Genomic DNA, 26,638 nt, shown 5'->3' with positions numbered 1-26,638 from the left:
TACTCCGGTGAGGTGTCTGCCAGGTCCACGCAAGGCCGCACCACTCCGAACGCCAGCCTCGTCTCCCGCTGACGCCCCGAGCCGGCGTCTCAGTCGTCGAAGATCCCCACCGACTCCGACAGGCGGGTCACTTCGTCGGCGGTGAGCTCAAGGTCCGCCGCCTGGGCCGAGTCGGTGATGGATGCCGCACGCCGGGCGCCCGGGATCGGAATGACATGCGGGCTCAGCGCCAGCTCCCACGCGAGCACCGCCTGCTGCGGGCTCACGCCGTTCGCCTCGCCGACCTCGCGGAATGCCGAGAACCGGTCGCCGACCCGTCGCGCTCCGCCGCCGGTGCCGCCGAGAGGGCTCCACGGCAGGAACGCGATGCCGTGCGCGTCGCAGAACCGCAGTTCGTCGATGCTGCCGGGATGCTTCGGCGAGAACTCGTTCTGCACACTGGCGAGGTTGCCCTCGCCGAGCACCTCGATCGCGATCTGGATCTCTTCGACGCTCGCGTTCGAGATGCCGATGGCGCGGACGAGGCCATCGTCCTGCAGTCGCTTCAGTCCGGCCATGATGTCGCCGTAGACGAGCCAGCGGTCGGGGCGGTGGTACTGGTAGAGCTCGATCTGGTCGATGCCCAGGGCGTCGAGGGACTTCTCGACCGCCGAGCGCAGGTACGCCTCCGAGCCGTCGCGCCCCTTGGAGCCGTCGGGAAGCTGCTTGATGCCGCCCTTCGTCGCGACGAAGATGCTCGACGCGTCCCCGTCCCACGTGCGCAGGGCTTCGGCGACGATGCGCTCGTTGTGCCCCATCTCCTCGCCGTCGGGCGCGTAGATGTCGGCGGTGTCGATGAGGGTGACGCCGGCATCGAGTGCGGCGTGCACCGTGGCCACCGCGTCGTCGAACGACGGGTACACCTTGTCGTTGTTCATCGACAACGGCATCGCACCGAGCCCGATCGCCGAAACCTGTCGTCCTGCCAACGTGCGCTGCTTCATCGCATCTCCTTCTCGCTCGGTTCCAGCCTGCCAGGAACGTGAGACGTCGACCGAGGTCTGGACAACCGGGACATGGGCGCGTATGCCCCGGGCTCGGTCGTTGAGCGAGCGAAGCGAGACGAAACGCGTCCGCCCCGCGGGTGACCCTCACCCGAGCGCGTCCATGGCCTCCCGCCACAGTTCCCGCAGCCGCCGGTTCGGTTCGGGCGGGATGCGGTTGCCCGAGCGGAACTGGAACCGCCACGCCACCTCGGGCACGACGACCTCGAGCACGTCCCTCGGCACCCGGTCGGCCTCGACCACGAGCTCGTCGAACGCGACGTCGACGAAACTCGCCGTGCGTCGCGGATCGGCGAAGTGCACATCCTCGTACGGATGCGTCAGCACCGTGCCGTGTCCGATGAGTCCGTACGAGCCGCCCTGCCGCAGCAGCCACGCGTCGGTCCCGGGCTCGACCTCCTTGCGGGAGCCCACCGACCACTGCGTCACATACGGCGTGCCGGCTGCCACACGCGCCACGACCCCCGCATAGGTGCCGGGCCACTCGTCCCACAGGCTCGGATTCCAGCCCATGATGATCGCCGCGTCGCGCCAGTGATCGGATGCCTCGGCCATGACCCCGACCTTAACCCGCTGAGCTGGCGCCACGGGTCGGCGCGGCACGGGTGGGCGCCATGTCACACCGCGACGCATAGCGAAACCATCGTTCACGCTCGGCGCGTACTGCGACACGTCGGGTTAGCGTGGGGTCATCGCGGCGATCCGGGCGGTCCCGGGCACCGGTTCATACCCGGATGCGTTGCAGGTTCGACTCCTGCCGTCGCGTCCATGCGGGCCCCGTTCGTCGGCGTGGTCATCTGCCTGCTTCGACTCTCACCGGAGCGATGATCGACAGGAGAGGGACGACCAGCAACAACGCTGCTCCCGTCAACGCGGCTGCCACCCATACGGGGCCAAGGTCACCGGCCGTCGTCCCGAGCGACGCCGCAGCGAGCAGCGGACCAACGGCGGCTCCGACGTTGAGCGCGGCGGTGGCGTATGAGCCGCCCATGGTAGGTGCGCCCGCGGCCGCGTACAGCACGCGCGTGATCAACGTGCTCCCGACAGCGAATCCGAGAACGCCCTGTGTCAGCACAAGCCCGAACAACGCGACCGGGCTGGTCGCGAAGACGGCGAATGCGAGCCACCCCAGCAGGAGCAGCGTCCCGCCGACGACGATGACCAGTCGCGAGCGGCTATCGGAGAGCCGTCCCGCGGTGGTGACGCCGATGAAGGATCCCACGCCGAACAGCACCAGCGCTGCCGAGACCCACCAGGGGCTGAGCCCAGTCACGTCCGTCACGATCGGTGCGAGGAACGTCAACGTCGCGAACGTGCCGGCATTGACGAGAGAGGCCACCAGCATCGTCAAGGTAAGGCGGGGCGAGGCGAGCTGCGACAACTCTGACCGCAGCGAGGGAGCAGTTGACGCATGCAGCGACTTTTCATCGGCTCGGGTGGCGAAGCCGTTGGCGATTCCGACCGCGGCGGGGACGCACAGCAGTGCGATGGCCCAGAACGTCGACCGCCAGCCGAGTGCGGTGCCCAGCAGCGCACCGGCGGGAACACCCACGACGGTGGCGACGGTGGTGCCCGAGAGGAGGACCGCGACGGCGCGTCCCTTCCGATCCGCCGCCACCAGCCTGGACGCGGCCCCCAGTGCGACTGCCAAGAACCCGGCATTGGCGAAGGCGGCAAGAACACGCGTGGCGAAGAGGACCGTGAAGTCCGGTGTGAGTGCCCCTACCACGTGCAACAGGGCGAACAGGACGACGCAGCCCAGAAGCGTCGCCCTGGTCGGCAGGCGGCGGGTGAGTGCGGCCATGGCGGGCGCACCGACGACCATGCCGGCCGCAAAAGCCGACGTCAGCAGACCAGCAGTACCGATCGGGACGTCGAGACTGGCCGCGATGTCCGGCACAAGACCGGCGAGCATGAATTCGGAAGTGCCCATGGCGAAGACCGCCAGGGCAAGCAGATAGAGAGCAAGAGGCATCGAGAGCTCCGGGGTAAGAGAACGAACACAAGACGTCTCGTCACCACGGTCAGCACCAGAGGGGAAACCCGAGGGCGCGCCGCGCACTACGCAGGCCGGCGGGGCTTTAGAAGTTCAGGGGTTCTGGGGGCCGACGGTGTGACCGACCGCCCCCTGAGTGTCTGATTCCGGGCTCGACATGCTCTCACCCTACCCAGCGGCCTCATGCAACCCCAGCCGCAGTCAATCCTCCCGGCGCGAGACGTGTACCTTGCATGCCAATAACTTGCATACAAGAATGATGATCATGAACTCGACCGCGATGCCCGAGGCCGACCTGGAGGCATCCGTCTGCTTCGCTCTCTACACGTCCATGCAGGCCACCCTCCAGCTCTACCGCGACCTGCTGGCGCCGTGGGGTCTGACCTTCCAGCAGGCGCTGGTGCTCGCGGTGCTGTGGGAGCGGGGCGACGTGTCTCCCACCGAACTCGCAACTGCTCTGCAACTCGACTCGAGCAGCATCTCGGGACTCCTGAACCGCATGGAGTCCGCGGGGCTCGTCCGCCGCGCACCCTCGCTGACCGATCGCCGAGCCGTGCGCATCACGCCCACCGAACGCAGCCTCGAGATCCGGTCCGAGCTCGCGCCGGTCGGGCAGTGCATCGTCGAGGCGCTCGATCTGGACCGCGACGACGCGATGAACCTCGTCGGCTCGCTGCACGCCCTGCGCGACCGCATCACCGACTACGACACCGCGGCCGCGCTGGCCGCACACCGCTGACCCCACACGAAGCTGATCCCCCACCCAAGGAGTGAGCATGACCCTGCAGGACATCCCCGTCACCACGATCCGCGGCGAAGAGACGACGTTCGGCGAACTCACCGACGGGCGCGTCGCCCTCGTTGTGAACGTCGCCTCGCGGTGCGGACTCGCGCCGCAGTACGAGCAGCTCGAGGCGCTGCAGCGCGCGTACGGCGAGCGCGGCTTCACCGTGATCGGGTTCCCGAGCAACCAGTTCCTGCAGGAGCTGTCGACCGAAGAGGCCGTGGCCGAATACTGCTCGACGACGTGGGGCGTGACCTTCCCGATGTCGCAGAAGGTGCGCGTGAACGGCCGGCACGCGCACCCGCTCTACAAGGAGCTGACGGGCAACGCCGACGTCGACGGCAAGTCCGGGCGCATCACCTGGAACTTCGAGAAGTTCGTCATCAGCCCCACCGGCGAGGTCAAGCGGTTCGCCCCCAAGGTGCTGCCCACCGACCCCGAGGTCGTGGCATCCATCGAGGAATGGCTGCCCAGCAACTGATACGCGACAGACCCCCCGGCCTCACCGGGCGTCGGGCCGCACCAGCGGCAGGAACACCTCGTCCACGATCGCCTCGATCGCCTCGTCCGGCAACGGCGCCGCCGTCATCAGCAGGTCGTGTCGGTACAGGTCGACAGCCACCGAGCGCACCCGCGGCGTGAGCTTCGCGGGATCTGCCTCACCGCGCGCGATGGCTCGCTCGAGGATCACGTCGAGCGACCCGGCCGCCCGCTGCCCCAGCGCGCGTTCGCGCACATCGGCGAAGGTGCGGCCGGAGTCGGCGTAGTACGCGCCCATGAACACGCTCATCAGCGGCGCGATCCCCGCGCGCGAGAGGTTCGAGCGCTTCAGCGACTCGATGATGTCGCCGCGCAGGCTTCCGGTGTCGGGCGGATCGACGCGGTCCTTGTTCAGGCCGTACGCGAGCGTCGCATCCATGAGGGCGTCCCGATCCGGCCACCGCCGGTAGATGACCGAGCGACTCGTCTCGGCCCTCTCGGCGACCGCGTCGATCGTGAACGCGTGGTAGCCACCCTCCATCAGCTGCGCCCAGCCGGCGGCGAGGATCGCCTCTTCGAGCTCCTGTCCGCGACGTCGCTTCGCCGGCTGCTCAAGATCCATTTGTGTATCTTATCCGAGCGGCGTACACTCCCCGACAGAGATACACACCTGTATCTTATTTGGAGGAGTCTGCATGTCCACCACCACCGCACCGGCCGTCCCGCGCAGCGCCGTCGTCTCGGCACTCGTGCTCGTCGCCGGCGGCCTCGCCGTCATCTTCGACAGCACGATCATGAGCATCGCGCTGGCTACACTCGCCACCGACCTCGACGTTCCGGTGAGCACGATCCAGTGGGTCACCACGGCGTATCTGCTCGCCCTGGGCGTCGCCATCCCGATCGTCGGCTGGGCCCAGGCACGCGTGGGCGGAAAGCGGCTCTGGATGATCGCGCTGACGATCTTCCTGCTCGCGTCGATCGCGTGCAGCCTGGCGTGGGACGCCCCGAGCCTCATCACGTTCCGCGTGATCCAGGGCCTCGGCGGCGGGCTCATGATGCCGCTCATGGCGACGCTCGCGATCCAGCAGGTTCCCGCCGGCGCCGGACTCGGACGCCTCATGGCGATGGTCAGCCTCCCCGCCGCCCTCGGCCCGATCCTCGGCCCGGTGCTCGGCGGGCTCATCCTGAACTGGCTCGACTGGCATTGGATCTTCTGGATCAACGTCCCGTTCTGCCTTGTCGGCCTCGCGCTGGCCTGGCGCTTCCTCCCCAACGACCCGCCACGCGGCCGCCCCGTGCTCGATTGGGTCGGCCTGGTGCTGGTCTCGCCCGCGCTCGTCGGCATCCTCTACGGCCTCTCGAACGTCAGCCAGGACGGCGGCTTCGCCCGCACCGACGTGTGGCTCCCCCTCGTCGCCGGCCTCGTCCTGATGGCGGCGTTCGTCTACTCACAGGTGCGGCGGCCGACCGGTGCCCTGGTCGACGTCGGACTGCTGCGGCGGCGGCCGGTGGCGGCATCCAGTGCGGTCCTCTTCCTCTCGGGGGCCTCGCTGTACGGCTCCATGCTGCTGCTGCCGCTGTACTTCCAGATCGTCCGCGGCACCGAGGTGCTCACCGCCGCGCTGCTGCTGATCCCGCAAGGCGTCGGCGCGCTGCTGAGCCGTACTCTCGCCGGACGCCTCACGGACTCGCTCGGCGCGCGGACGGTGGCGATCGCGGGGTTCATCGTCATGGGCCTCGCGACGATCCCGTTCGCGCTATCGGGCGACACGACCAACGAGCTCTGGCTCGCGCTGGTGCTCGTCGTGCGCGGCTTCGGCATGGGCGCCGTCATGATCCCGGTGATGTCGGTCGCGTTCGTCGGGCTCGAACGCGACGAGGTGCCGCACGCCAGCATCATCACGCGCCTCGCTCAGTAGATCGGCGGCGCGTTCGGAACCGCGATCCTCGCCGCCATCCTCGAGGCGACCACGAGCGCCGCGAGCAGCATCACCGAGCTCGCGTCCGGCTTCGATGTCGCATTCTGGTGGGCCGTCGGATTCACCGTGGTCGCCGTCGGCGTCTGCTTCGCACTGCCCGCACCCGCGAAGAAGCCCGGGCTGGCGGCGTCCGCCGAGTAGAGAAGTGGATGCCGTCAGCTGTTGTCGCGGGTGACGTCGATGAGCACCTTGCCCACGGCGCCCTGCTCGACGGCATCGTGGGCGGCTGCCGTCTCTTCGAGCGGGAACCAGATCAGCGGCAGCCCGGCCGCCTCGCCGACGGGGAGTGCGCCGTCGCGCAGCGCCGCGGTGATGTCGTCGACGGCGGCAGACAACGGCCCCTGACCCACCGTGTACAGCAGCAGCCCCTGGATGCGGACGTTCTTCGCGAAGGTCGGCCGCACCGGGAGGGTCGCCTGGTCGCCGCCGTTGTCGGCGTAGTACGCGATCGAGCCGTGGTTGGCGATCACCTGCGCGTCGAGCGCGGCGTTCTGCGTGATCGACACCTCGACGATGTGGTCGACCCCGTCGGGGGCGAGCGCCGAGATCTGCTCGACGGCGTCCGCCTGGCGGTAGTTCACGACATGGTGCGCACCGGCGGCTGTCGCGAGAGCGGCCTTCTCGTCGCTCGAGATCGTGGCGATCACCGTGGCGCCGGCCCAGGCCGCGAGCTGGATGGCGGCGTGCCCGACGGCGCCCGCTCCCCCGGCGACCAGAACGACGCGTCCGTCGAGCGACCCGGGCGAGAGGCGTGCCGGCCCGAACTCGTGCACGGTGAGCGCGCGGTGCGCCGTCATCGCGGGCACGCCGAGGCTCGCAGCGACGTCGAACCCGATGCCGTCCGGCAGCTTCACCGCCCGCTCGGCAGGGACCACCGTGTACTCCTGCGCCGTGCCCGTGGGGCGCTGATGCTGTGAGAGGTACAGCCAGACGCGGTCGCCGACCGCGAGTTCCTCGACGCCGTCTCCCACGGCATCGATGACGCCGGCGCCGTCCTGGTTCGGCACGATCTCGTCGAACCCGGCGTTCATCCCCCCACCGGCGCGCGACTTCCAGTCCGTCGGGTTCACGCCCGACACGGTCACCTTCACGCGCACCTCGCCCGGACCGGGAGCGGCGGGCTCACGCTCCGCGAGCGAGAGGACGGACGACGTGCCGGTGCGGGAGTAGACGATCGATCGCATGCGTACAGCCAACACCTTCTGTGCGCGGAGGCTTCCCGACACGGGATGATGTTGCGGGATGCGTTCGCGGCATCCCTCTGCCGCGAGCCGACGAGACCCACCCAGAGGAGCACTTCGATGTCGACACCCCTTGCCGTTCCGGGCATCCCGTTCGAACTGATCCCCTCGGCGGGCTCGGAGTGGGTGGTCGCGGGCGAGCGGGTAGAAGTGGTCGCGCCGGCGCACACCGACCTGTTCATCGACCCGAGCGGCGAGAGCGGAACCGCTGCCGAGACGATGCTCAACGCGGTCACCCTGTTGGGCGCGCCCGGCGCGGGCGACTTCGTGTTCTCGGGCCGCGTCGACGCAGAGTTCCGGGCCATGTTCGACGCGGCCGTCCTGCTCGTCTGGGCCGACGATCGGCACTGGGCGAAGCTGTGCTTCGAGCAGTCCCCCGCCGGAACGCCGATGGTCGTGTCGGTCGTCACCCGCGGGGTGTCGGACGACGCGAACGCGTTCACCGTCGACGGCGAGACGGTGTGGCTCCGGGTGTCGCGGGTCGGGCGCCTGTTCGCGCTGCACGCCTCGACCGACGGCGACTGGTGGCACTTCGTGCGCGCGTTCGCGCTCGGCGACGAAATCGGGGACGTGCAGCTCGGGTTCGAAGGGCAGAGCCCGACGGGCGAGGGATGCCGGGTGTCGTTCGATCGGGTGAGCTTCACGCGCGAGACCCTCGGCGATCTGCGCGACGGCCGGTAGCGCCGGGCGCGCCTCGTCGAGGGCGGCGTCACCCGAATGAGACGAAGCGGGCGGTCGCACCGCGGAAGGTGCTCCACGGAATCTCGGCGGCGTCCTCACCACCGGCATCCCACGAGGACGACACCGCGGAGCGCGGCTCGACCAGCCGGCGATGCCGGCTGCCGCGATCCTCTCGAGGACGGAAGGCTCGCGCGACCACCTCGGCGGCAGGCCGAACGCGCGTCCGTCGGCCGGGCTCATTCTGGGCCGACGGGGGCATCGATGGGATCTCCACCGGCTTGCGACTACGCGGCTTCGGCATGGCTCTGGCATTCGATGCAGGTCGCGACGTGGGGCAGCACTTCGAGCCGCGCGGGAGCGATCGGCTCACCGCACCGCGTGCAGCGACCGTACGTGCCCTGAGAGATCCGATTCAACGCCGCGGTGATCTGCTCGACCGCGAGGCGATGCGACGCCGCCGTCTGGTAGGCGACGGGGTCCACGCTCGGAAGAGCGAAAGGCGCGAGCTCTTGGATGACCGCCAGACGCTCTTCCAGCTGCTGTTCGAGTTCGCGCTGCACGCCGGCGAGGGCGACAGGGTCGCGGGTGGGGGTAGGCATGGCTGCTCCTTGGATACGAGAAACGCGCCGCAGGTGTGCGACGCGCCAGGTGTGTGTCCGGTTGAATCGGGCCGGGAGGGCGACGGTTCACGATGGCTCGGCGCCACGAGGAGGCTGCGGGATCACTCCCGCCGTGAGGGCCCGCCGCGGCGGGAGCACCTCGTGAGACGCACCGGCGATGTCGACCGAGACCGTCACCACGGAAGCGTCGAGCAGAGGCTGCGTGGGGTGCCGGCGGGCCATCGGGGTCATGGCCTCACCATAGCCCGGTTCCAGAAAAAGGCAAGTCAGCGGGTTTTCTGCTCATCGACCGCGCGGAATTGACTTCGCCGGGGAACCGGCTATGGTCGGTGGTTCACCCGCCAGCCGACCAGGGGAAGCGAGTCGTCCATGTCAGGCAGATCACCGCGAGCAAGGGCCGCCAAGAAGGTCGCCACCTCGTCACTGAAGGAGAAGCGTGCCGAGAAGCGCGCGATCCAGGAGTCCCGAGCGTTCATCAAGCCACGCAAGGGCGCGTCCGGTTGACGAACGTCGCCGGAGGGCGCGCCCGGGCTCCCCGGGCGCGCCCTCCGGATCGACCCGGCGCCGCGGCGCCCCGCGCCGAAGCCCGCGCCGACCGGCGGCGCCGGGAGGCGGCATCCACTCGACGCCTCAGCCGCCGAACCACTCCCCGGAGTTCACGCCAGGCCGGTGGTGCGCCCGCCCGCCGTCGATGGGGGCGACCTCGTGACCGGCGAGCTCCTGCACCCACAGCGGCTGATGCTCGATCGACACCGAACCGACGCCTCTCGCGAAGTACGAGGCGATCGGCGGGCTCGCGACGAATTCCGCGGCGAGCGCGGTCGCCGCGCTGACACCCACGATGGCGGCCCGCGCGCGCAGATCGCGCATGAGCAGGGCGAACACCTCGGGGTCCTCCGCCGCGTTCGCCGGCGCTGCCGGCAGCTGTGAGCCCAGCTCGTCGACGATCACCTCGCGGTGTGCCAACGGCAGCCGGGCGAAGCCGGCCGCGAACGCCCTGTCGGCGACACTCGCCGGAACGTTGCCCAGCACGAATGCGTAGCGCGCCCACTGCTCGTCATCAGTGATGGCGTGCGGAGCCTGCCGTCTCTTCACGATCACCTCCTGGCTGGTGGCGTCAATGTACTACCGACGATGCGCCGCGTCGACGGGGTACCGACATGCGACGGACGATGTCGGCGCGGCGGGGCTACGACCTCACCGACCTGATCCCGTCGAGGCAGCGGGCGACCGTGCTCTCGTCCGACTCGCTCATGGGCTCGGCCGACGGCGTCGTGCTCCAGCCGGCCCTGGCATCTTCTCCTCGCCCGCACAGCACGGAGGGCCCGGCCCGCAGGCCGGACCCTCCGTGACGCCGCGTCAGGCCGCGGCGTTGATCGCCTCGTAGAGGTTCTTGAACGAGGTGAGAACGGCCGCCGACGGGTTCGCCGCCGTCCGTTCCGCCTCACCGGCCTGGATCACCGCGCCCACCGTGGAGTCCGCCACGCCGTCGCCGTTCGTGTCGACGGGGTCGCCCAGGGCGATGGATCCGTCGGCCACGTTCAGCCACAGTGACAGCAGGTGCGCGTCGAACTGCTCGACCGGGTTCTTGGTGTTCTTCGGCCACAGCGCGGTCACCGCCTGCGGGATCGTCGACAGCGGCACCTTCTCGTCGAACACCGCGCTCAGCACCCGCACGACCGACAGCAGGCACAGCTTCTCGTCCGTCGTGTGGACGTTCGAGCGCTTGTCGCGGTAGTCGGTCTGCCAGACACCGAGGGTTCCGGCATCCGCGCTGGTTCCGAGGATCACGACCTGGACGGCATCCGACGCCGCCCCCGCATCGTCGTCCGACACCGTCACCCCGGTCGTCGCCGCGCAGGCGATCGCGTAGGTGTGGGGTGCGGCATCCAGCACATCCCGCGGCTGGATGCTGGGACTCGGATCCGCGTCGAGAGCAGGCGGGTTCACCAGGCTGGTGTGACTCGCCGTCGCGCCGTCGCCGTAGTCCCACGCGAACGTGAGGTCGTCGCTGCCGGGATCGGTGCCCCGCGCCTCGAACGCTACGGGGACACCCTCGGTGCCGAACACGATGTCCTGCCCGTTCCACGAGGTGGTGGGAGGGCCCGTGATCTCGGCCGTCGGGGCGACGTTCGCCACGACCGCCGTGCCGGTGTCGGAGCCTGCGCCGCCGTCCTTGTCGGTCACGGTGAGGGTCGCGGTGAACGCGCCGTCATCGCCGTAGACATGGGATGCCTCGACCGAGGTGCCCGAGACGGTCGCCGCCGTCACGACCCCGTCGCCCCAGTCCACACTCGCGGTGTGCGTGTCGGCGAGCCCCGGATCGGAGAAGTGCGCGGTGAGGGTCACCGGGGCGTTCTCGTTCGCCGGCGTGACGGCATCCACCACCACACTCGGAGCGACGTTCGCGACGTGCAGGTCGAAGGTGGACTGACCCGTCTCGCCCTTGTCGTCGGTCGCGGTGATCGTGACCGTGGTGTCGGCCGGACCGTCCGGCGGCGTGTACGACCACGTCCACGACGTGCCCGACGGGGTCACGGTGCCGATGCTCGCGGTCACGGAGGTGACCGTGCCGTCGGCATCCGTCGCCGACCCCGAGTTCGTCGCGAGAGCACCTTCATCCACCGTCACCGACGCGTCGTCGACCGTCACCACGGGAGCGACGTTCGCCGCCTGCAGTGCGGCCAGCAGGTCGAGGCGCGGCGTCGTGTTCGTCGTGGTCCCGGCCGCGTCGGTCGTGTAGGTGATCGGCACACCGGTCGAGGTGATGTCGGTCATGAGGTTCGCGACCGAACGAGACGGGTACGCCGACCGCAGCACGGCGAGCGCACCGGTGACCATCGGCGTCGACATCGAGGTTCCGCTCTTGGTGCCGTACGCGTCGTCGTCGATCGACGAGACGATCGACGACCCCGGAGCCATGACGTCCAGCAGCGGACCGCGGTTGCCCGAGTTCGTCGTGGTGTCGTCGTTGTTGGTGCGTCCGACGGTGAACGCGGTCGAGATGCAGCCCGGGGCGCCCACCGCGTTCAGGAACGAGTTGTTGCCCGACGCGATGACGGTGGCGATGCCCGCCCCGAGGTTGCTGTCGATCGCGGCCTTGCGGGTGTCGCCGTCGCACGCCGAGGCGTTGTTGCCGCCGCCGAGGCTCATGTTGCTGGCCACGACGTTCCAGCCCGGGTTCGCCGCGGCCTGGCCGCGCACCCAGTCGAGCGCCTCGATCTGGTCGGACGCGTACGACAGCACGCAGGGCGCCGGGTTCGGCGAGCAGCCGCTCGCCGTGTTGACCCGCGTGAACACCTGCACGGCGATGATCTGCGCGCCGGGCGCGACGCCGTTGCCCGGAGGCGAGCCGACGGTGTCGTCGGCGGCCCGGCCGGCTGCGATGCCCGCGACGTGCGTGCCGTGGTCGCAGATGTTGCTGCCCGCATCGACGCACGTCGCGTTGTTGCTGCTGTCGATGTCGGCCGAGGTGTCTTCGGTCGTCCCGTCGGGGCACAGGCTCGCCTCGTCAGCGTTGCCGTCGTCGTCGGTCGGGTCCGAGAAGCAGTGCTGCGCGACGATGCGCGAGCCGAAGAACGGGTGATCCGCGTCGATGCCCGTGTCGAGGATCGCCACGGTCGCACCGGCACCGGTGAAGCCGAGCGCCTGCACGTCGTCGCCGTTCACCACGGGCAGCGCGTTCGACAGCGCGGGCGGATCGGCGAAGTCCTCGACCACGCCGACGACGTGCGGGTTGTGCTGCAGCCCCTTCAGCGCGGGCCGCGGCACCTCCATGATCACGTACGGCATCGTGGCCGTCTTCTTCACCTTGGTCGCTCCCCCGGCGACGCTCTTGACGACATCGGCGCCCGACGCCTTGTGGTCGAGCTGCACGATGACCCGCACCCGCTCGGGCGGGGTGGCGTACGCGGGCGGCGCGGCGGCCACCATCCCCAGTGCGACCGCACACGCGGCGAGCACCGAGACGACTCTGGACTTCATGATGGTTCTCCCCCCATCACTCGGCGCGGCGCACTCCGGGCCCCGCACCCGGTGGTACTTCCACCACCAGCGAGGAGGGCCCGCGCCCGGGGTTGATACCCCGGATGCGAAGACCAGTGGATGCCGTCACGCCGGGCGTGACGGCATTCACTCTGTCGTCCTGACCGGGCATGATGAGGCCATGCGCTCGCTCGACTCCACGCCCGACGGCCCGTGGCCGCATGACATGGTCATCACGGTGGAGGACCGGCCGCACGCGCTGCTGGAACTCCTGTGGGTGCGCGAGGCGTGCGGGCTGCGTGTGGCCGGCGAGGACCTTCCGCCGCAGCTGGTCGACACACCACGGTCGGTCGACGGAGTCACGGAGGCGACGCGGTCGGAGTGGCAGGCGGCCTGGCCGCGCGTGTGGCGCGCCGCGGCCGTGCATGCCGGACGCGACGACAGCCCGCAGCTGATGGAGCGACTGCAGGCGACCGCGAACGGGTCGCCCGAGCGCGTCTTTCTGCTGCACGAGCTCTTCGGCCCATCCTGGAGGGAGGAGTTCGGAGACGACGTGTTCGACGACTCCTACCGCGCGTGGGAGCAGCGGGGGATCGACTGGCACATGGGGACCATCCAGGAGCGACTGCAGGACAGTCCCGAGCACCGCGACGTCGAGGCGCTCACGGCGGCCTGGAACCGAGGCCTCACCAAGGTCGTCACCATCCCCTGCCAGGGCGAGTTCTCACGGGCCGTCTCGCCGACGGCGCTGCTCATGACCGACGCCACCCGGGCCGACAGCGACGCCTACCGACGCGCACTGGGCTCGTTCGCCTAGGGCTCGCGTCCGAGGCGGCACCACGGCCGGCGTCGAGACGCCTTCCGAACGGGTGCAGACGAGTCAGTCCATCGGGCGGTCGCATGACAGGCTGAGCCTGATGAACATCGACGCTGAGCTCGTGTCCGCCCTCTTGACAGAGCAGTTCCCGCGGTTCGCCCAGCTCCCCGTCCGTCCTGTCGCGCGGCAGGGCTGGGACAACCGCACCTTCCGCCTCGGCGACGACCTCTCGGTGCGCCTGCCGAGTGCCGAGGGATACGCCGCCGCTGTCGAGAAGGAGGACCGCGCGCTCCGCTTCCTCGACGGGCGCCTTCCGGTCGCTGTGCCCGCAGTCGTGGCGCTCGGCGCGCCCGGACCGGGCTACCCCTTCCCGTGGTCGGTGCGGCGGTGGCTGCCCGGCGAGACGGTGGCGGCGGCATCCACTCTCGATCAGGTCGCCCTCGCGAAGGACGTCGGAGGGATGCTGGCGGCCCTGCGTTCGCTGCCCACGGACGCGGGGGCGGCCGCAGGCAGGCACTCGTTCTATCGCGGCAGCCACCCGAGCGCGTACAGCGACCAGGTGCAGACGGCGCTGCGGACCCTCGGCGCGGACGTCGACGTACCGACGTGCGAGCGCATCTGGCTGACCGCGACGACGAGCGTGTGGGAGTCGGAGCCGGTGTGGTTCCACGGCGACATCGCTGTCGGCAACCTCCTGGTGCGCGACGGGCGTCTGGCGGCGGTCATCGACTTCGGAACGTGCGGCATCGGCGACCCGGCGTGCGACCTCGTGCTCGCCTGGACGCACTTCCACGGTGAGGCGCGGAGGGTGTTCCGCGAGGCTGCGGGCCTCGACGACGCGACGTGGCGGCGGGCTCGCGGCTGGGCGCTGTGGAAGTCGCTGGTCGTGCTGTCGGGGCAGTCGAGCCCCGACGAGGACGACGAGCACCGGCGCATCCTCGCCGAGGTGCTCGCCGACCCCGTCGTCTGACGCGTCAGTTCGCGGCGAGCGCGACCGGCGAGCGGTCGTGGAGGGCGCGCGCCTCGGCGACGGCGCCGACGGCACCGGCCCACTTGCCGAGCGTCGCCGGCACGATCGGCGGCACGCGGTGGAACGTCGCCCGCTCGTCCACGAGGGCGCGGGCGCGCACCACGAGTCGGTGCGGCGCGCTGGCGAGTCCGCCGCCGATCACGATGACGCCGGGATCCACGAGGGCCAGCAGCGTGAGGATCGCGTCGGCGAGCGCGCCGGCTCCGCGGTCGACGACGCGGACCGCGCGCTCGTCGCCGGCCTCGTACGCGGCGAGCAGGTCCTTGGGCGAGCCCTCGCCTCCGGCCCGGTTCCAGGCCCGGCGCAGGGCGGGAGCGCCGACGACCGTCTCGAGGCAGCCGCGCTGACCGCACGCGCACGATGCGCCCGACGGCTCGACGACGACGTGGCCGAGCTCACCGGCGATGCCGTGCGCGCCGTCGACCACACGGCCGTCGACGATGTGCGACCCCGCGATGCCGGTGCCCAGCGCGAGCGTGAACACGTCCCGCTCCCCCGCGCCGGCGCCCCAGCGTGCTTCGGCGACGGCCGCAGCGCGACCGTCGTTGATGACCCCGACGGGCACGTCGAGCGCGGCCGACAGAGCGGGGCCGAGGGCGAGACCGTCGAGCGCCGGAAGGTTCGCCGACCGCAGCACGGTGCCGCGGTCTTCGTCGACGAGTCCGGGGATGCCGACGACGACCGCGACCAGCCGGCGGCCGGCGGCCACGTCACGCGCGATGGCGGCGAGGCCTGCGACCGGGTCCTTCTTCGGCGTCTGCACGGTCCCCTGCGCGATCGCGGCGGGGATGCCGTCGGAAGAGCCCGCCGAGGCAAGCCGGTACTTCACGCTCGAGCCTCCGACATCGAGGCCGAGCACCACTGCAGCATTCATCGGGTGGAATCGCCCCCGAACGCGCGGACGGCCGCGGCGATGCGCTGCGCCGCCTCCCGGTCCACGGTGTCGTACGACCCCACGCCGTCGGTCTCGGCGGAGCCCATGCTCACGCCCGAGTCGTCGCGCACGGTGCGCTTGGCCGAGAAATGGATCGCAGGCACGCCCGTGCGCAGGATGGCGTCGACGGAATCGGCCGTCACACCTCCCCCGGCCATCACGTCGATCCGCCCGTCGGCGCGCGCGACCATCGCCTCGAGCGTCTGGGCTCCGGCGCGAGCAGTGGATGCCGCACCCGACGTCAGCACGCGCTCGACGCCCAGAGCGACAAGGTCGTCGATGGCGTCGAGCGGATCCGTCGCCAGGTCGATGGCACGGTGAGCGGCGAAGCCGGCCTCGCCGGCGGCATCCTTCAGCCTCCTCATGTGATCGCGGTCGAATCGTCCGCTCTCGTCCAGGCACCCCACCACCACGCCCGCTGCGCCGGCGGCGACGGCCGCGCGCACGTCGTCGGCCATGACCCACACCTCGTCGGCGTCGTAGCGGAAGCCGCCCGGTCGCACGCGGATCAGGGCGTGCACCTCGACGGCGCCCTCGGCCGCCGCGACGGCGTGCTCGATCGTCGCGATCGACGGCGTCAGGCCGCCGAGGGCGAGCGCCTGGCACAGCTCGACACGGGCAGCGCCGATCTCGACGGCGATGCGGACCGCCGCGGCATCCTGCGCGATCAGCTCCATCGCGGGCACTGCGCTCACGCGGCACTCCGCGTCGTCAGGCGGGCCAGGCGGCGGTCGGCCTGCACCACGGGATCGGGCACGGGCACCGACGCCAGCAGTCGCCTGCTGTACGGATGCTGAGGACGAAGCAGCACGTCGTCGGTGCGCCCCAGCTCGACGATCTGCCCGGCGTACATGACGGCCACCCTGTCAGAGAACTCGTGCACGACGGCGAGGTCGTGGCTGATGAACAGGCACGCGAAGCCCATGCGCTCCTGCAGCTCGCGCAGCACTTTGAGGACCGCCGCCTGCACCGACACGTCGAGCGCGCTGGTGGGTTCGTCGGCGATGATCAGCTCCGGCTCCAGGGCGATGGCGCGCGCGAGGCCGATGCGCTGACGCTGGCCGCCCGACAGCTCGTGCGGGTAGCGGCTCGCGTACGAGGCGGGCAGCTCGACGGCCTCCAGCAGCTCGCGCACGCGCGCCGCACGGTCGCGTCCCGACATCGGGTGCGACGCACGGTGCACGATCAGCGGCTCGGCGATCGCGTCCGCGACCGTGGCGCGCGGGTCGAGGCTCGAACCCGGGTCCTGGAACACGGTGCCCACGCGGCCGCGCAGGCGCCGCTCGGCGCGGCCGCGCACCCCGCCGCGGCCGACCTTCTCGCCGAACAGGCGCAGCTCGCCGCCCGACATCGGAACGAGCCCCAGGGCGACCTTTCCGAGCGTCGACTTGCCCGATCCCGACTCGCCGACCAGGCCCAGGATCTCGCCGGGCGCGATGTCGACCGACACGGCGTCGAGCGCCGTGAAGTGCTGTCCGGCCTTGCGGTAGGTCACGCTGGCGTCGGTCAGCGACAGCACCGGCGCGGTCGCGGTCGCGGCCTGCTCGGCCGGCTGGACCTCGTCGGCTTCGGGCAGGCGCGGGACGGCCGCGAGCAGCCGGCGCGTGTAGTCCGCTTCGGGATGCCGCAGCACCTGCGTCGTCGTGCCGACCTCGACCATGTCGCCCCGGTACATCACGGCGACGCGGTCGGCGATGTCGGCGACCACGCCCATGTTGTGCGTGACGAGGAGGAACGCGGTGCCCCGCTCGGTCGCCAGGTCGCGGATGAGGTCGAGGATGTCGGCCTGCACGGTGACGTCGAGGGCCGTCGTCGGCTCGTCGGCGATGATGAGCTTCGGGCCGCACGCGAGCGCGATGGCGATCACGACGCGCTGCCGCTGGCCACCCGACATCTCGTGCGCGTAGCCGGCGGCCCTCCGCTCGGGGTCGGGGATGCCGACGCGGCGGAGCAGCTCGACGGCCTCGGCGTGCGCTTGCGCCCTCGTCATGCTGCTGTGGTTGCGCAGCGCCTCGGCGATCTGGTCGCCGATGCGCATCGAGGGGTTGAGGGCCGTCATCGGCTCCTGGAAGATCATCGAGATCTCACGGCCGCGCACGTCGTTCATCTGCGCCTCGGTGAGCGCGGTGAGCTCGCGCCCGTCCAGGGCGATCCTCCCCGTGCGGGTGGCCGTCGACGGCAGCAGCTGCAGGATCGACATCGCGGTGACGGACTTGCCCGAACCGGACTCGCCCACGAGCGCCAGCACCTCGCCGGCCCGGATGTCGAGGTCGATGCCCTTCACGGCCTCGACCGGGCCGTCGTCGGTGCGGAACGTGACGCGCAGGTCGCGGATGCTGAGGAGTGGTGCGGTCGTGCTCAACGGTCGCGTCCCTTCACGTCGAAGAAGTCCCGCAGGCCGTCGCCGATCGCGTTGAACGCGACGACGACCAGCACGATGCACAGGCCGGCGGGGAAGATCAGCCACCACGCCCCGGCATACGTGTACTGCATGCCGCCCGTGAGCATGGCGCCCCAGTCGGTGGCCGGCTTCTGCAGCCCCATTCCGAGGAACGACACGTACGCGACGAGGAGGATCGCGTCCGCCACCTGGAAGGTCGCGTTGACCACGATCGTCCCGACGGTGTTCGGCACGATGTGCTTCATGACGGCGCGGCCGTGCGTGCCGCCCATGGCGCGCAACGCGAGCACGTACTCGCGGGACTTCAGCGAGATCGACTCCGCGCGCACGAGGCGGGCCGGCACCAGCCACGACACGAGGCCGATCACGACGATCATGAGCGGCACCGACGGCTTCATGATGGCCGAGAGGATCAGCAGCAGGAAGGTGGCGGGGATCGCGATGCCGGCATCCACGATCCGCATCATCACGGCGTCGACGGCACCGCCGACGTAGCCCGCGACAGCGCCCCACAGCGTGCCGATGACGGTGGCGAGCACACCGGCCGCGAGGCCGATGACGATCGAGATCTGACCGGCGATCATGAGACGGCCGAGCACGTCGTAGCCGACGTCGTCGGTGCCGAGCGGGTGGCCGTCCGTCCCCGGAGGCAGCATCGTGCTCGCCAGGTCGGTGTGCACCTGATCCGTGGGGTACACGAGGGGTCCGATGAAGCAGAACACCAGGAAGAACCCCAGCACGATCAGGCCGAACACGGCCAGCTTGTTGTGCAGGAAGCGGCGGAGTCCGCGGCGGAAGGGCGAGCCGGAGCCCTTGGGCGTCTTCGCCGGCTTCGTCGGCGTCGCCGGTCCGGCGTCGGCCGTCGCGGCGGAAGAAGTGGTGACGGTCGTCATGACAGTTCCCCTCGGGTACGGGGGTCGAGCAGAGCCTGCACCAGGTCGGCCAGCAGGGAGCCGACGACCGTGGCGATCGCGATGACCATCACGCAGCCGAGCAGGACCGGGTAGTCGCCGGTCTGGGCGCTGGTCCAGAACAGCAGGCCCATGCCGGGGTAGTTGAAGAGCGACTCGACCACGATCATGCCGCCGAACATGACGGGCAGGTAGTAGCCGAGCATCGCGATGACGGGCGTGAGCGAGTTGCGCACCACGTGGCGGCGGACGACGACGGCCTGCGGCGTGCCCTTGGCCCGCGCGGTGCGCACGTAGTCCTCCGACAGGTTGTCGATCGTCGCCGAGCGCATGTAGCGCGAGATCGTGGCGATGATGCCGAGCGCGGCGGTCGCCACCGGCAGAACGAGCCCGGCGGGATCCGCGAGCACCTCCGCGACGGAGTCGCCCTGCGGCGCGAGAGCCGGGAACCACCCCAGCCACTGCGAGAAGACGATCACGAGGATCAGGCCGAGGAAGAACGACGGCGTCGAGTAGATGACGAAGTTCCACGTCGTGAAGGCGTAGTCGCCCGCCTTGCCGCGGCGCACCGCCTGGTAGATGCCCATCGGGATCGCGACGATCAGCGCCACGATCATCGAGAGGGATGCCAGCAGCAGCGTCTTGGGAAGCCGCTGGCCGATCGCGTCGGCGACCGGGCGATTCAGCGTGAACGAATCGCCCAGGTCGCCGACGGCGAGGTGCGACAGGAAGGTGAGGTACTGCTGCCACAGCGGCTGGTCGTACCCGTTGGCCGCGTTGAACGCGTCGATCTGCTCCTGCGTCGCCTGCATCCCCAGGATGCCGAGGGCCGGGCCCTCGGGCATCGCCAGGTTCAGCAGCGCGAACACGATGAGCGTCACGATCAGTATGACGATGAGCCCTTGGACGGCGCGCCGTGCCAGGAACATCCAGATGCCGAACCGGTTGCCCCCGGCTCTCGCCGTGGGGCGCGCGGTCTGCGCCGTCGCCGTGGTCATGCTTCCTCTACTTCTTCTTGTCGCCGGTGACTGTCAGGTCAGTCGTTCCACGACCACCGCTGCGGGTAGAACGATGCGCCCGGATCCTGGTGCGCGACGTCGAGGCCCTTCTTGATGACCGAGACCTGGTAGACCGGGTTCGGCATCCACATCACGGGAAGGTCCTCGGCGAGCAGAGCCGAGTAGTCCTGCGCGATCTGCGGGTCGGTCGAGAACGTCATCTGGTTGATGAGCTCCTCGGCCTCGGGGTTGTCGTACTGGCCGGCGTTCCACTTGGTGTCCTTCGCGAACACGCGCTCGCCCGTCGGGTAGGCCGGGAAGTACCACGAGCCGGCAGTGCCGAAGAAGACGAGCTCCCACGTGCAGGTGGTCGAGCCCTCGACCTTGCACGACTGCGCCTCGGTGAGCACCGAGTCCAGCGGCTTGGCGTCGATCGTCATCTTCACGCCGACCTTGGCCAGCGACGACTGGATCTCGGCCATCATATTGTCGGTCTCCTGCGAGCCGTTCTGCGTCGTCACGACGATCTCGGCCTTGGTGCCGGCGGCGATGCCCTCACCGCACTGGTCCTCGCCCGCGCCGGGCGTGGTGCACTCGAAGACGCCGTCGGAGTCCTTGGTCCAGCCGTGGCTGGTGAACAGCTCCTCGGACTTGTCGAGGTCGAACGGATACGGGTTGTCCTTCTGCACGTCCGAGAGGTAGTCCGAGTCCTGCGTCTGCGGGACCGGGCCGTAGTCGGGCGTTGCCGCGCCGTGCCAGATCACGTCCGAGATCGTCTCCTGGTCGACCGCGTGCTGCAGCGCCTGGCGCACGTAGAGCTGGCTGTAGAACGCGCCCTTCTCGGGGTTGGCGAAGTTGTACGGCATGTACGTGATCGACCAGCCCGCCCACGGCTCGACGGTGTAGCCGAGGTCGGTGAACTGCTTCTCGTTCGTCAGCTGGGCGCTGGTGACGTAGCCGTAGTCCACGTCTCCCGAGCGCACCGCGTTCATCTCGGCGTCGGCCGACGTGAACGGGACGAACGTGACCTCCTTGATGGCGGGCTTGTCGTCACCGGTGTACCTGTCGTTCGCCGTGAGGACGACCTGGCCCGAGTCCGACCAGCTCTTGACCGTGTACGGTCCCGAGACGGTCTTCCACAGCTCGTTCGTCGCGTACGTCTTCATGTCCTCGGCCTGCGAGAACAGGAAGTCGAACACCTGCACTGCCGTCTCCGGGTCCTGGTCGTAGTCGCCGATCTCACCGTCAGCGCTCGTCTTGTCCCACGCGTGCTGCGGCATCGGGTAGACGAGGCTCAGCTGGTTGGCCAGCAGGAACTCCTCGTTGTAGACGGCGTCGAACGTCAGCGTGAAGTTCTTGTCGTCGACGATCTCGAAGCTCGTGATGTTGTCGGGGATGCGGCCGGCCGAGTAGCCGCCCGTCTTCTCGGCGTTGTAGCGCACGAGGTTGTACCAGAACTCGACGTCACGCGACGTGACGGGTTCGCCGTCCGACCAGTCGAGGTCGTTCAGCGTGATGGTGACCGAGAGGTGGTCGTCGCTGAACTCGTAGGACTTCGCGGCCGAGCCCTTCTGGTCCCACTCCATCTTTCCGCTGGTGCCGTTGTACTCGAACAGCCGCGGCCACATCGTGGCCTTGATGGCGCTGTTGTGCGTGGCCATCGTGTCCGGGCTCGAGATGGGCAGGATCCAGTTGGGCCCGGTGCCGGCCGGCAGCGCGTAGCTGACCGAGTCGTTCGAGCTCGCGTCCGCCTCGCCGCCGGACGACGCGCATCCGGACATGACGAGGGCTCCGGCTGCCACGACGCCCAGGGTCGCGACGAGACGTCGCATCGCTGGCTTGCGCATCAAACCTCCTTGTTCACGCGGTCGAGACGGGTTCATGTTCGTTGGTTTCTCGACGCACTTTTCATCATTCACGCAGAAAGTACCGGCGCAATGCCATCCTTATTACGTTCCTGTAACTTACTTACTCCAATTTCGCAGCAAGTAATCGAGACAGGCGGCTCAGCCGAAGAGACGTGGTGTGAGATCGGGCGCGCTCTCGAAGCTGTCGAACGGGAACATCGGCCGACGGATGCGGTGATGCCCGAGACGCTGCAGGTCCTGGTCGACACCGCCCGGCGTCAGCGCGAGCGTCCAGCCGCGCTGGATCGCGTACAGCGTGGGCTCGAGGTAGCCGATCTTCGTCACGACGATCTGGGCCGCGAGCGGATCCAGGCCGATCGCGGTGAAGTCCTCGACCGCGTGATAGGCCTTGCGGAACTCGGTGACGATGACCCGCAGACCGCCGACGCGGACGACCGCGATGCCGCCGGCATCCGGATCCCCTTCATAGAGGCCCTCGAGGACGCCGCTGATCGTGACCGGGCCATGCGGGCCGTGGTCGACGCGCGCACCCGCCGTCACCGTCACGGCATCGCCCACGCGGTGCTCACGCAGCTGCGCGAGCGCCTCGGCGTCGAAGATCGACCCGACGAGCACCGTAGGGGCGTCGGGAGCGGTGAGGCGCTCGTCCGCCAGCAGCTGCGCGAGCGTCCACGTGACGTCGCCGGTGCCGCCGGCGCCGGGGTTGTCGCCGGAATCGCTGATGAAGTAGGGCGTATCGGTCGCCGCGAGCCCTGCATCGACCCCTTCCGCAAGGGTTCCGGGAGGGCCGACGAATTCGAACTCGTCGCGCACGTCCCAGAAGGCCTGGCCCAGCTCTTCGGCGGCGGCCGAGATCGCGGCGTCGTCCGTGCCCGTCACGACGACCACGCCGTGACAGCGATCCTCATCGGCCCACGCGTAGCCGATCCAGATGGCGGCGTCGATGATGCCCTCCCGCTGCTCGATCTCATCGAGGCGGGCGTACAGGCTCTTCGCCGGCTCGACCCGCGTCGACGTCTTCTCGCCGGGCAGCAGGATGGGGACCGTCACGTGCGCGCGGCGGGGCTTGCTGCCCGCCTGCAGCGCCTCGACGAGGTTGCCGATCGCCCGGTCGCGGGTCTCCCACGTGTCTTCGTGCGGCGCGAGACGGTAGCAGGTGATGATGTCGACCTGCGAGACGAGCGCGTCCGAGACGTTGCCGTGCAGATCCATCGACGCCGACACCATGACCTCGGTGCCGATCACCGCGCGCATGGCGGTGATGAGGTCGCCCTCGGCGTCGTCCAGGCCGTCGACGCTCATCGCGCCGTGGATGTCGAAGAACAGGCCGTCGAGCGGCCCGTCCGCGACGAGGTCCCGCAGGCCGTCGAGGATCCGCCCCTTGATCTCGTCGTACACCTCGCGCAGCACGGCACCGCCCGGGATCGAGCGGGCGTAGTACACGGGCAGCCACTGGGCGGAGCCGAGGTGCAAGCCGTCACGGAGGGACGGATACCGCTGGATCAGCTCGTCGCCTTCGACGCGCTGGAAGTCGCGCGCGCCGGCGCGATGCGGAGAGAACGTGCTCGACTCGATCGCCATGCCGGCGATCGCGATACGCGGGAGAAGGTTCTGGGTCACCTCGCCAGTTTAGGCAGGCATCGGAGGATCCTTGTTTCGAACTAGATCAAGACGCCGATCTTCGTTCGATTCTGGATTAAGCCTGGCGAAGGTCGCGGTCGATGCGCTCGGGCTCCAGCAGCGTCGTCAACAGCGCGTCGCCCACGCCGCGCGCTCCCCCCAGCGGGCCGGCCGCCGACACGCTGATCTCCAGCTGGTCGGTCGACATCGGCAGGCACAGCGTGTAGATCGCCTGCCGGACGCCCGCGATGAAGGCGTCCGCCGTCGCGAGCTGCCCGCCGATGGCGAGCACGCGGGGGTTGAAGAAGTTGATGATCGTCGCCAGCACCTCGCCGGTGCGCTGACCCGCCTCGCGGAGCAGGCCGGTCGCGCGCGGGTGCGCGTCGGCGGCCAGCGCCAGGACGTCCTCGAGGTGGTCGACCGCAATGCCCGACTCGCGCAGCGCATCGACGATCGCCGCGCCGCTGGCGACGACGTCGAGGCAGCCGACGCGTCCGCACGAGCAGATGACCGGCGGGGCGCCGGCGAGCGCGACGTGGCTGATGTCGCCGGCGACGCCGCGGTAGCCCCGGTACAGCTCGCCACCGGCGATGACGCCACAGCCGATTCCCGAGCCCGCCTTCACGAAGACGAGCTCCTTCACGCTCTGGCCGCGCTCCACGAACTCGCCCATCGCCATCGCGTTGGCGTCGTTCTCGACGTGGGCGGGGAGCCCCGTGATCTCGCGCAGCAGGTCGGCGACGACCACGCCGTTCCACCCGGGCATGCGCATGGGCGCCAGCAGGCGTCCGTCGCGGGAGTCCACGGGGCCCGGCAGGCTCATCGCGATGCCCTCCAGACGCGTGTCGGGCACATCGCGAGCGAGCTGCTGCACCTTGTCCCACACGTCGGCGAGCACGCGCTGCGGCCCGTCGAGCAGCGACAGCGGCTCGTTCGCGTCGGCGAGCACCTCGCCGCGACGGTTCATGAGGACGATCGTCATGTGCCGTTCGCCGAGGTCCACCGCGGCGACGATCGTCTCGCCCGCGCTGACCGCCAGCATCCGCGGCCGGCGTCCGCCCTTCGAGACGCCGCGACCGGTCTCTTCGAGATAGCCGTGCGCGATCAGCTCCTCGACGCGCAGCGCGACAGTCGAGGCGCTCAGTCCGGTGAGGCGGCTGAGGTCGGCGCGCGACTCGGCGCGCCCGCTCTGCACCAGGCGGAACAGCTCTCCCGCGCTCGGCGTGCTGGTGGCGTGCATCGTCGGCCTCCCTGTCGGTCACCCCACGATACGGCTGAGACGTCACACTTGCGTCGATTTCGGACGAACTGTTTCAGAACTCGCAGGAACGGCGCGGCTGCCCGTCGGCCGAGGCGTCCCGCCTCGCTCGTTCCTCGCTCGCTCAACGGCCGTGGTCGTTGAGCGAAACGGCCGGCGCGCAGCGCGGTTGCTCGTACCGCGAGTCTCCCGGTCGTTGAGCGGAGCGCGCCCTGGCGCGCGCAGACGAAACGCCGCCTGGCATGAGGCCGGCCGTTGCGCCAGGAGCGAATCGGAGGGGGACCGTGCGGCGCGGCGACGATCATGGACGCATGCCCGTGAATGGTGTGGGAGTGACCGCGGTCGCCGTGGCGGCGGCGCGTGCGCTGGAATCCGGACGCCCCGACCCGCTCGTCGTCGACCCGTGGGCGTCGGCGCTCGTGCGGGCGTCGGAAGCCGCGGTGCCGTTCCCCGAGCGCTGGCCCGACGACCTCGACGACGTTCCCGAGGTCGACCGGTCGATGCTGCTCGGGGCCACCTACATCGGCATGCGCACGCGGTTCATCGACGACGAGCTGCGTGCGGGCGGGCTGCGGCAGGTGGCCATCCTCGGCAGCGGGCTCGACACGCGCTCCTGGCGGCTCGAGTGGCCCGCCGGCACGCGGGTCTTCGAGCTCGACTCCCCCGAGGTCGTCGGGTTCCTGACAAGGACGATGGATGCCGTCGGCGCGGCGCCGACCGTCGATCGCCGTGTCGTCGGCGCCGATGTGACGGCGCCGTGGGCATCCGCGATCGTGCGGAGCGGCCTCGGTCCGGCCGAGCCGACGCACTGGGTGCTGGAGGGACTGCTGCCGTACCTCGCCGCGCACGATCAGGCGGCGCTGCTCGACGACATCATCGATTTGTCGGGCCCGGGTTCGCGCGCGGTGATCGAACGCGCACCGGCGCTCACCGACACCCCTGAGACGCGTGAGCGGCTGCAGGATTTCGCGCGGGCCACCGGCATCCCCTTCCACGACCTGCTGGCGCGCACCGACCCGCCCGATCCGGCCGCCGTGCTCGCAGCGGCCGGCTGGAGCGTCGCGGAGGTCTCGGTGGCCGATCTCGAGCGCCGCTATGACCGGCCGCTCGCCGTCGACCGCTCGGAATCGGCAGCCGATCAGCGCGGCGGGTTCGTCACGGCCGTGCGCCGCTAGGTCTGCGAGATGTCGGTGGCCCGTGGTTGGCTGACGACATGAACACCGTGAACTCCGCCGACGGCACGCCCATCGCGTACGAGGCGTTCGGAGACGGCCCGGCCGTCGTCATCGTGAACGGCGCCCTCTCCCGCGCCGCCGACGCCTCTGGGCTGGCGCAGGAGCTGGCGGGCGCCGGCTTCCGCGGCATCGCCTACGACCGCCGGGCCCGCGGTTCCAGCGGCGACGCGCCAGGGTCCACTCCCGACCGCGAGGCCGAAGACCTCGCCGCCGTGATCGAGGCGGTCGGCGGCGTCGTCGCCGTGCTCGGGCACTCCTCCGGCGCCGTGCTGGCGCTCTACGCCGCAGCGCACGGCGTCGACACCGGCGCGCTGTTCCTGTCGGAGCCGCCGCTGCGGTTCGGCGTCGACGAGCCCGCGGCCGACCTCGCCGAGCGCCTGCAGCGCTTCGTCGACGAGGGGCGGCCCGACGATGCCATCGTCACCTTCCAGCTCGAAGGCGTCGGACTGCCCGAGCAGATGGTCGAGGCGTTCCGCCAGAGCAACCAGTTCGCCGCGGTCCTGCCGCTCGCGCAGTCGACCGTGTACGACACGAATCTCGTCAACGCCTCGTCGGTGCCGAGCGCCGAGATGCTGTCGGTCGACGTCCCGGTCACGATCCTGCGCGGCGAGCAGACGTTCCCGATGCTCATCACCGCGGCCGACCGCCTGGCGGACGAGATGGCCGGCGCAGAGCTCGTGATCGTGCCCGAATCGGTCATGCACCGGCCCGACCCGGTCGCGACCGTGCGCGCGGTGACCGAGCGGCTGGCCTGACGC

The 26,638-nt window shown here is 70.2% G+C and carries 25 protein-coding genes and 1 tRNA gene; 9 read left to right on the top strand and 17 right to left on the bottom strand.

Annotated elements, in window-relative coordinates; genetic code table 11:
- Window positions 1-89 precede the first annotated feature (89 nt).
- Window positions 90-983, bottom strand: a complete 894-nt coding sequence (locus tag JNB62_RS11265; protein ID WP_220300968.1) for an aldo/keto reductase — start codon at window positions 981-983, stop codon at window positions 90-92.
- A 147-nt stretch (window positions 984-1,130) separates the two neighbouring features.
- Window positions 1,131-1,598 (bottom strand): hypothetical protein, encoded by a 468-nt coding sequence (locus JNB62_RS11260; protein ID WP_220300967.1) that lies wholly within the window; start codon window positions 1,596-1,598, stop codon window positions 1,131-1,133.
- Between the two features lie 138 nt (window positions 1,599-1,736).
- On the opposite strand from JNB62_RS11260, the gene JNB62_RS11255 reads away from it, so the two are divergent.
- A tRNA-Met gene (locus tag JNB62_RS11255) sits at window positions 1,737-1,812 on the top strand.
- A 24-nt stretch (window positions 1,813-1,836) separates the two neighbouring features.
- Here the strand turns inward: JNB62_RS11255 and JNB62_RS11250 are convergent.
- Window positions 1,837-3,018, bottom strand: coding sequence for a Cmx/CmrA family chloramphenicol efflux MFS transporter (locus tag JNB62_RS11250; RefSeq protein WP_220300966.1), 1,182 nt, complete (start codon window positions 3,016-3,018; stop codon window positions 1,837-1,839).
- 286 nt (window positions 3,019-3,304) lie between these two features.
- Here JNB62_RS11250 and JNB62_RS11245 point away from each other — a divergent pair, with 286 nt between their 5' ends.
- Both JNB62_RS11245 and JNB62_RS11240 read left to right on the top strand, forming a co-directional pair.
- The gene (locus JNB62_RS11245) at window positions 3,305-3,778 is read left to right on the top strand and encodes a MarR family winged helix-turn-helix transcriptional regulator (protein ID WP_220300965.1); all 474 of its coding nucleotides are present in this window, start codon (window positions 3,305-3,307) and stop codon (window positions 3,776-3,778) included.
- A gap of 37 nt (window positions 3,779-3,815) precedes the next feature.
- The gene (locus JNB62_RS11240) at window positions 3,816-4,304 is read left to right on the top strand and encodes a glutathione peroxidase (RefSeq protein WP_220300964.1); all 489 of its coding nucleotides are present in this window, start codon (window positions 3,816-3,818) and stop codon (window positions 4,302-4,304) included.
- A gap of 21 nt (window positions 4,305-4,325) precedes the next feature.
- Here the strand turns inward: JNB62_RS11240 and JNB62_RS11235 are convergent, their stop codons facing one another.
- Window positions 4,326-4,925, bottom strand: a complete 600-nt coding sequence (locus JNB62_RS11235) for a TetR/AcrR family transcriptional regulator (protein ID WP_220300963.1) — start codon at window positions 4,923-4,925, stop codon at window positions 4,326-4,328.
- 73 nt (window positions 4,926-4,998) lie between these two features.
- Here JNB62_RS11235 and JNB62_RS11230 point away from each other — a divergent pair, with 73 nt between their 5' ends.
- Complete coding sequence (locus JNB62_RS11230) at window positions 4,999-6,222, top strand: MDR family MFS transporter (RefSeq protein ID WP_220300962.1); 1,224 nt, start codon at window positions 4,999-5,001, stop codon at window positions 6,220-6,222.
- Window positions 6,223-6,437: 215 nt separating this feature from the next.
- Here JNB62_RS11230 and JNB62_RS11225 read toward each other — a convergent pair whose 3' ends face one another.
- Entirely contained in the window at window positions 6,438-7,466 is a 1,029-nt protein-coding gene (locus JNB62_RS11225) for an NADPH:quinone reductase (protein WP_220300961.1), read from the bottom strand.
- Between the two features lie 117 nt (window positions 7,467-7,583).
- On the opposite strand from JNB62_RS11225, the gene JNB62_RS11220 reads away from it, so the two are divergent.
- Window positions 7,584-8,204: a DUF1349 domain-containing protein gene (locus tag JNB62_RS11220; protein ID WP_220300960.1), complete on the top strand. Its 621-nt coding sequence runs from the start codon at window positions 7,584-7,586 to the stop codon at window positions 8,202-8,204.
- Window positions 8,205-8,488: 284 nt separating this feature from the next.
- Here the strand turns inward: JNB62_RS11220 and JNB62_RS11215 are convergent, their stop codons facing one another.
- The 4 genes from JNB62_RS11215 to JNB62_RS11200 form a co-directional block, all read right to left on the bottom strand.
- Window positions 8,489-8,803, bottom strand: coding sequence for a TraR/DksA family transcriptional regulator (locus JNB62_RS11215; protein ID WP_220300959.1), 315 nt, complete (start codon window positions 8,801-8,803; stop codon window positions 8,489-8,491).
- An 87-nt stretch (window positions 8,804-8,890) separates the two neighbouring features.
- Entirely contained in the window at window positions 8,891-9,055 is a 165-nt protein-coding gene (locus JNB62_RS11210) for a hypothetical protein (protein ID WP_220300958.1), read from the bottom strand.
- A 399-nt stretch (window positions 9,056-9,454) separates the two neighbouring features.
- Window positions 9,455-9,919, bottom strand: a complete 465-nt coding sequence (locus JNB62_RS11205) for a hypothetical protein (protein WP_220300957.1) — start codon at window positions 9,917-9,919, stop codon at window positions 9,455-9,457.
- Window positions 9,920-10,183: 264 nt separating this feature from the next.
- Window positions 10,184-12,808 carry a S8 family peptidase gene (locus JNB62_RS11200; RefSeq protein ID WP_220300956.1) on the bottom strand — a complete coding sequence of 875 codons (2,625 nt, stop codon included), beginning with the start codon at window positions 12,806-12,808 and terminating at the stop codon, window positions 10,184-10,186.
- Window positions 12,809-12,989: 181 nt separating this feature from the next.
- Here JNB62_RS11200 and JNB62_RS11195 point away from each other — a divergent pair, with 181 nt between their 5' ends.
- Together JNB62_RS11195 and JNB62_RS11190 are read left to right on the top strand one after the other, a co-directional pair.
- Complete coding sequence (locus tag JNB62_RS11195) at window positions 12,990-13,625, top strand: hypothetical protein (protein WP_223231083.1); 636 nt, start codon at window positions 12,990-12,992, stop codon at window positions 13,623-13,625.
- Window positions 13,626-13,725: 100 nt separating this feature from the next.
- Window positions 13,726-14,595 carry an aminoglycoside phosphotransferase family protein gene (locus tag JNB62_RS11190; RefSeq protein WP_220300955.1) on the top strand — a complete coding sequence of 290 codons (870 nt, stop codon included), beginning with the start codon at window positions 13,726-13,728 and terminating at the stop codon, window positions 14,593-14,595.
- A 4-nt stretch (window positions 14,596-14,599) separates the two neighbouring features.
- Here the strand turns inward: JNB62_RS11190 and JNB62_RS11185 are convergent, their stop codons facing one another.
- The 8 genes from JNB62_RS11185 to JNB62_RS11150 form a co-directional block, all read right to left on the bottom strand.
- Entirely contained in the window at window positions 14,600-15,529 is a 930-nt protein-coding gene (locus JNB62_RS11185; protein ID WP_220300954.1) for an ROK family protein, read from the bottom strand.
- Window positions 15,526-16,284, bottom strand: coding sequence for a copper homeostasis protein CutC (locus JNB62_RS11180; RefSeq protein ID WP_220300953.1), 759 nt, complete (start codon window positions 16,282-16,284; stop codon window positions 15,526-15,528). Before JNB62_RS11180 ends, JNB62_RS11185 begins: the two co-directional genes overlap by 4 nt.
- Entirely contained in the window at window positions 16,281-17,951 is a 1,671-nt protein-coding gene (locus JNB62_RS11175; RefSeq protein ID WP_220300952.1) for an ABC transporter ATP-binding protein, read from the bottom strand. The genes JNB62_RS11180 and JNB62_RS11175 overlap by 4 nt, the downstream gene beginning before the upstream one ends.
- The gene (locus tag JNB62_RS11170) at window positions 17,948-18,883 is read right to left on the bottom strand and encodes an ABC transporter permease (RefSeq protein ID WP_220300951.1); all 936 of its coding nucleotides are present in this window, start codon (window positions 18,881-18,883) and stop codon (window positions 17,948-17,950) included. Before JNB62_RS11170 ends, JNB62_RS11175 begins: the two co-directional genes overlap by 4 nt.
- Window positions 18,880-19,899: an ABC transporter permease gene (locus JNB62_RS11165; RefSeq protein ID WP_220300950.1), complete on the bottom strand. Its 1,020-nt coding sequence runs from the start codon at window positions 19,897-19,899 to the stop codon at window positions 18,880-18,882. Before JNB62_RS11165 ends, JNB62_RS11170 begins: the two co-directional genes overlap by 4 nt.
- 38 nt (window positions 19,900-19,937) lie before the next feature.
- A complete protein-coding gene (locus tag JNB62_RS11160) occupies window positions 19,938-21,746 on the bottom strand; it encodes a peptide ABC transporter substrate-binding protein (protein ID WP_223231082.1) in 1,809 nt (602 codons plus the stop codon).
- Window positions 21,747-21,905: 159 nt separating this feature from the next.
- Entirely contained in the window at window positions 21,906-23,387 is a 1,482-nt protein-coding gene (locus tag JNB62_RS11155; protein ID WP_308291785.1) for a M81 family metallopeptidase, read from the bottom strand.
- Between the two features lie 76 nt (window positions 23,388-23,463).
- Entirely contained in the window at window positions 23,464-24,627 is a 1,164-nt protein-coding gene (locus JNB62_RS11150; RefSeq protein ID WP_220300949.1) for an ROK family protein, read from the bottom strand.
- A 329-nt stretch (window positions 24,628-24,956) separates the two neighbouring features.
- Between JNB62_RS11150 and JNB62_RS11145 the strand changes: the two genes are divergently transcribed.
- Together JNB62_RS11145 and JNB62_RS11140 are read left to right on the top strand one after the other, a co-directional pair.
- A complete protein-coding gene (locus tag JNB62_RS11145) occupies window positions 24,957-25,820 on the top strand; it encodes an SAM-dependent methyltransferase (RefSeq protein WP_220300948.1) in 864 nt (287 codons plus the stop codon).
- Between the two features lie 38 nt (window positions 25,821-25,858).
- Window positions 25,859-26,635, top strand: coding sequence for an alpha/beta fold hydrolase (locus JNB62_RS11140; protein ID WP_220300947.1), 777 nt, complete (start codon window positions 25,859-25,861; stop codon window positions 26,633-26,635).
- The last annotated feature ends 3 nt before the right edge of the window (window positions 26,636-26,638 follow it).

It is taken from the genome of Microbacterium jejuense, from assembly GCF_019511665.1.
GTDB classification, from domain to species: Bacteria; Actinomycetota; Actinomycetes; order Actinomycetales; family Microbacteriaceae; genus Microbacterium; species Microbacterium jejuense_A.
This window is presented reverse-complemented; position numbering and strand designations above follow the sequence as displayed.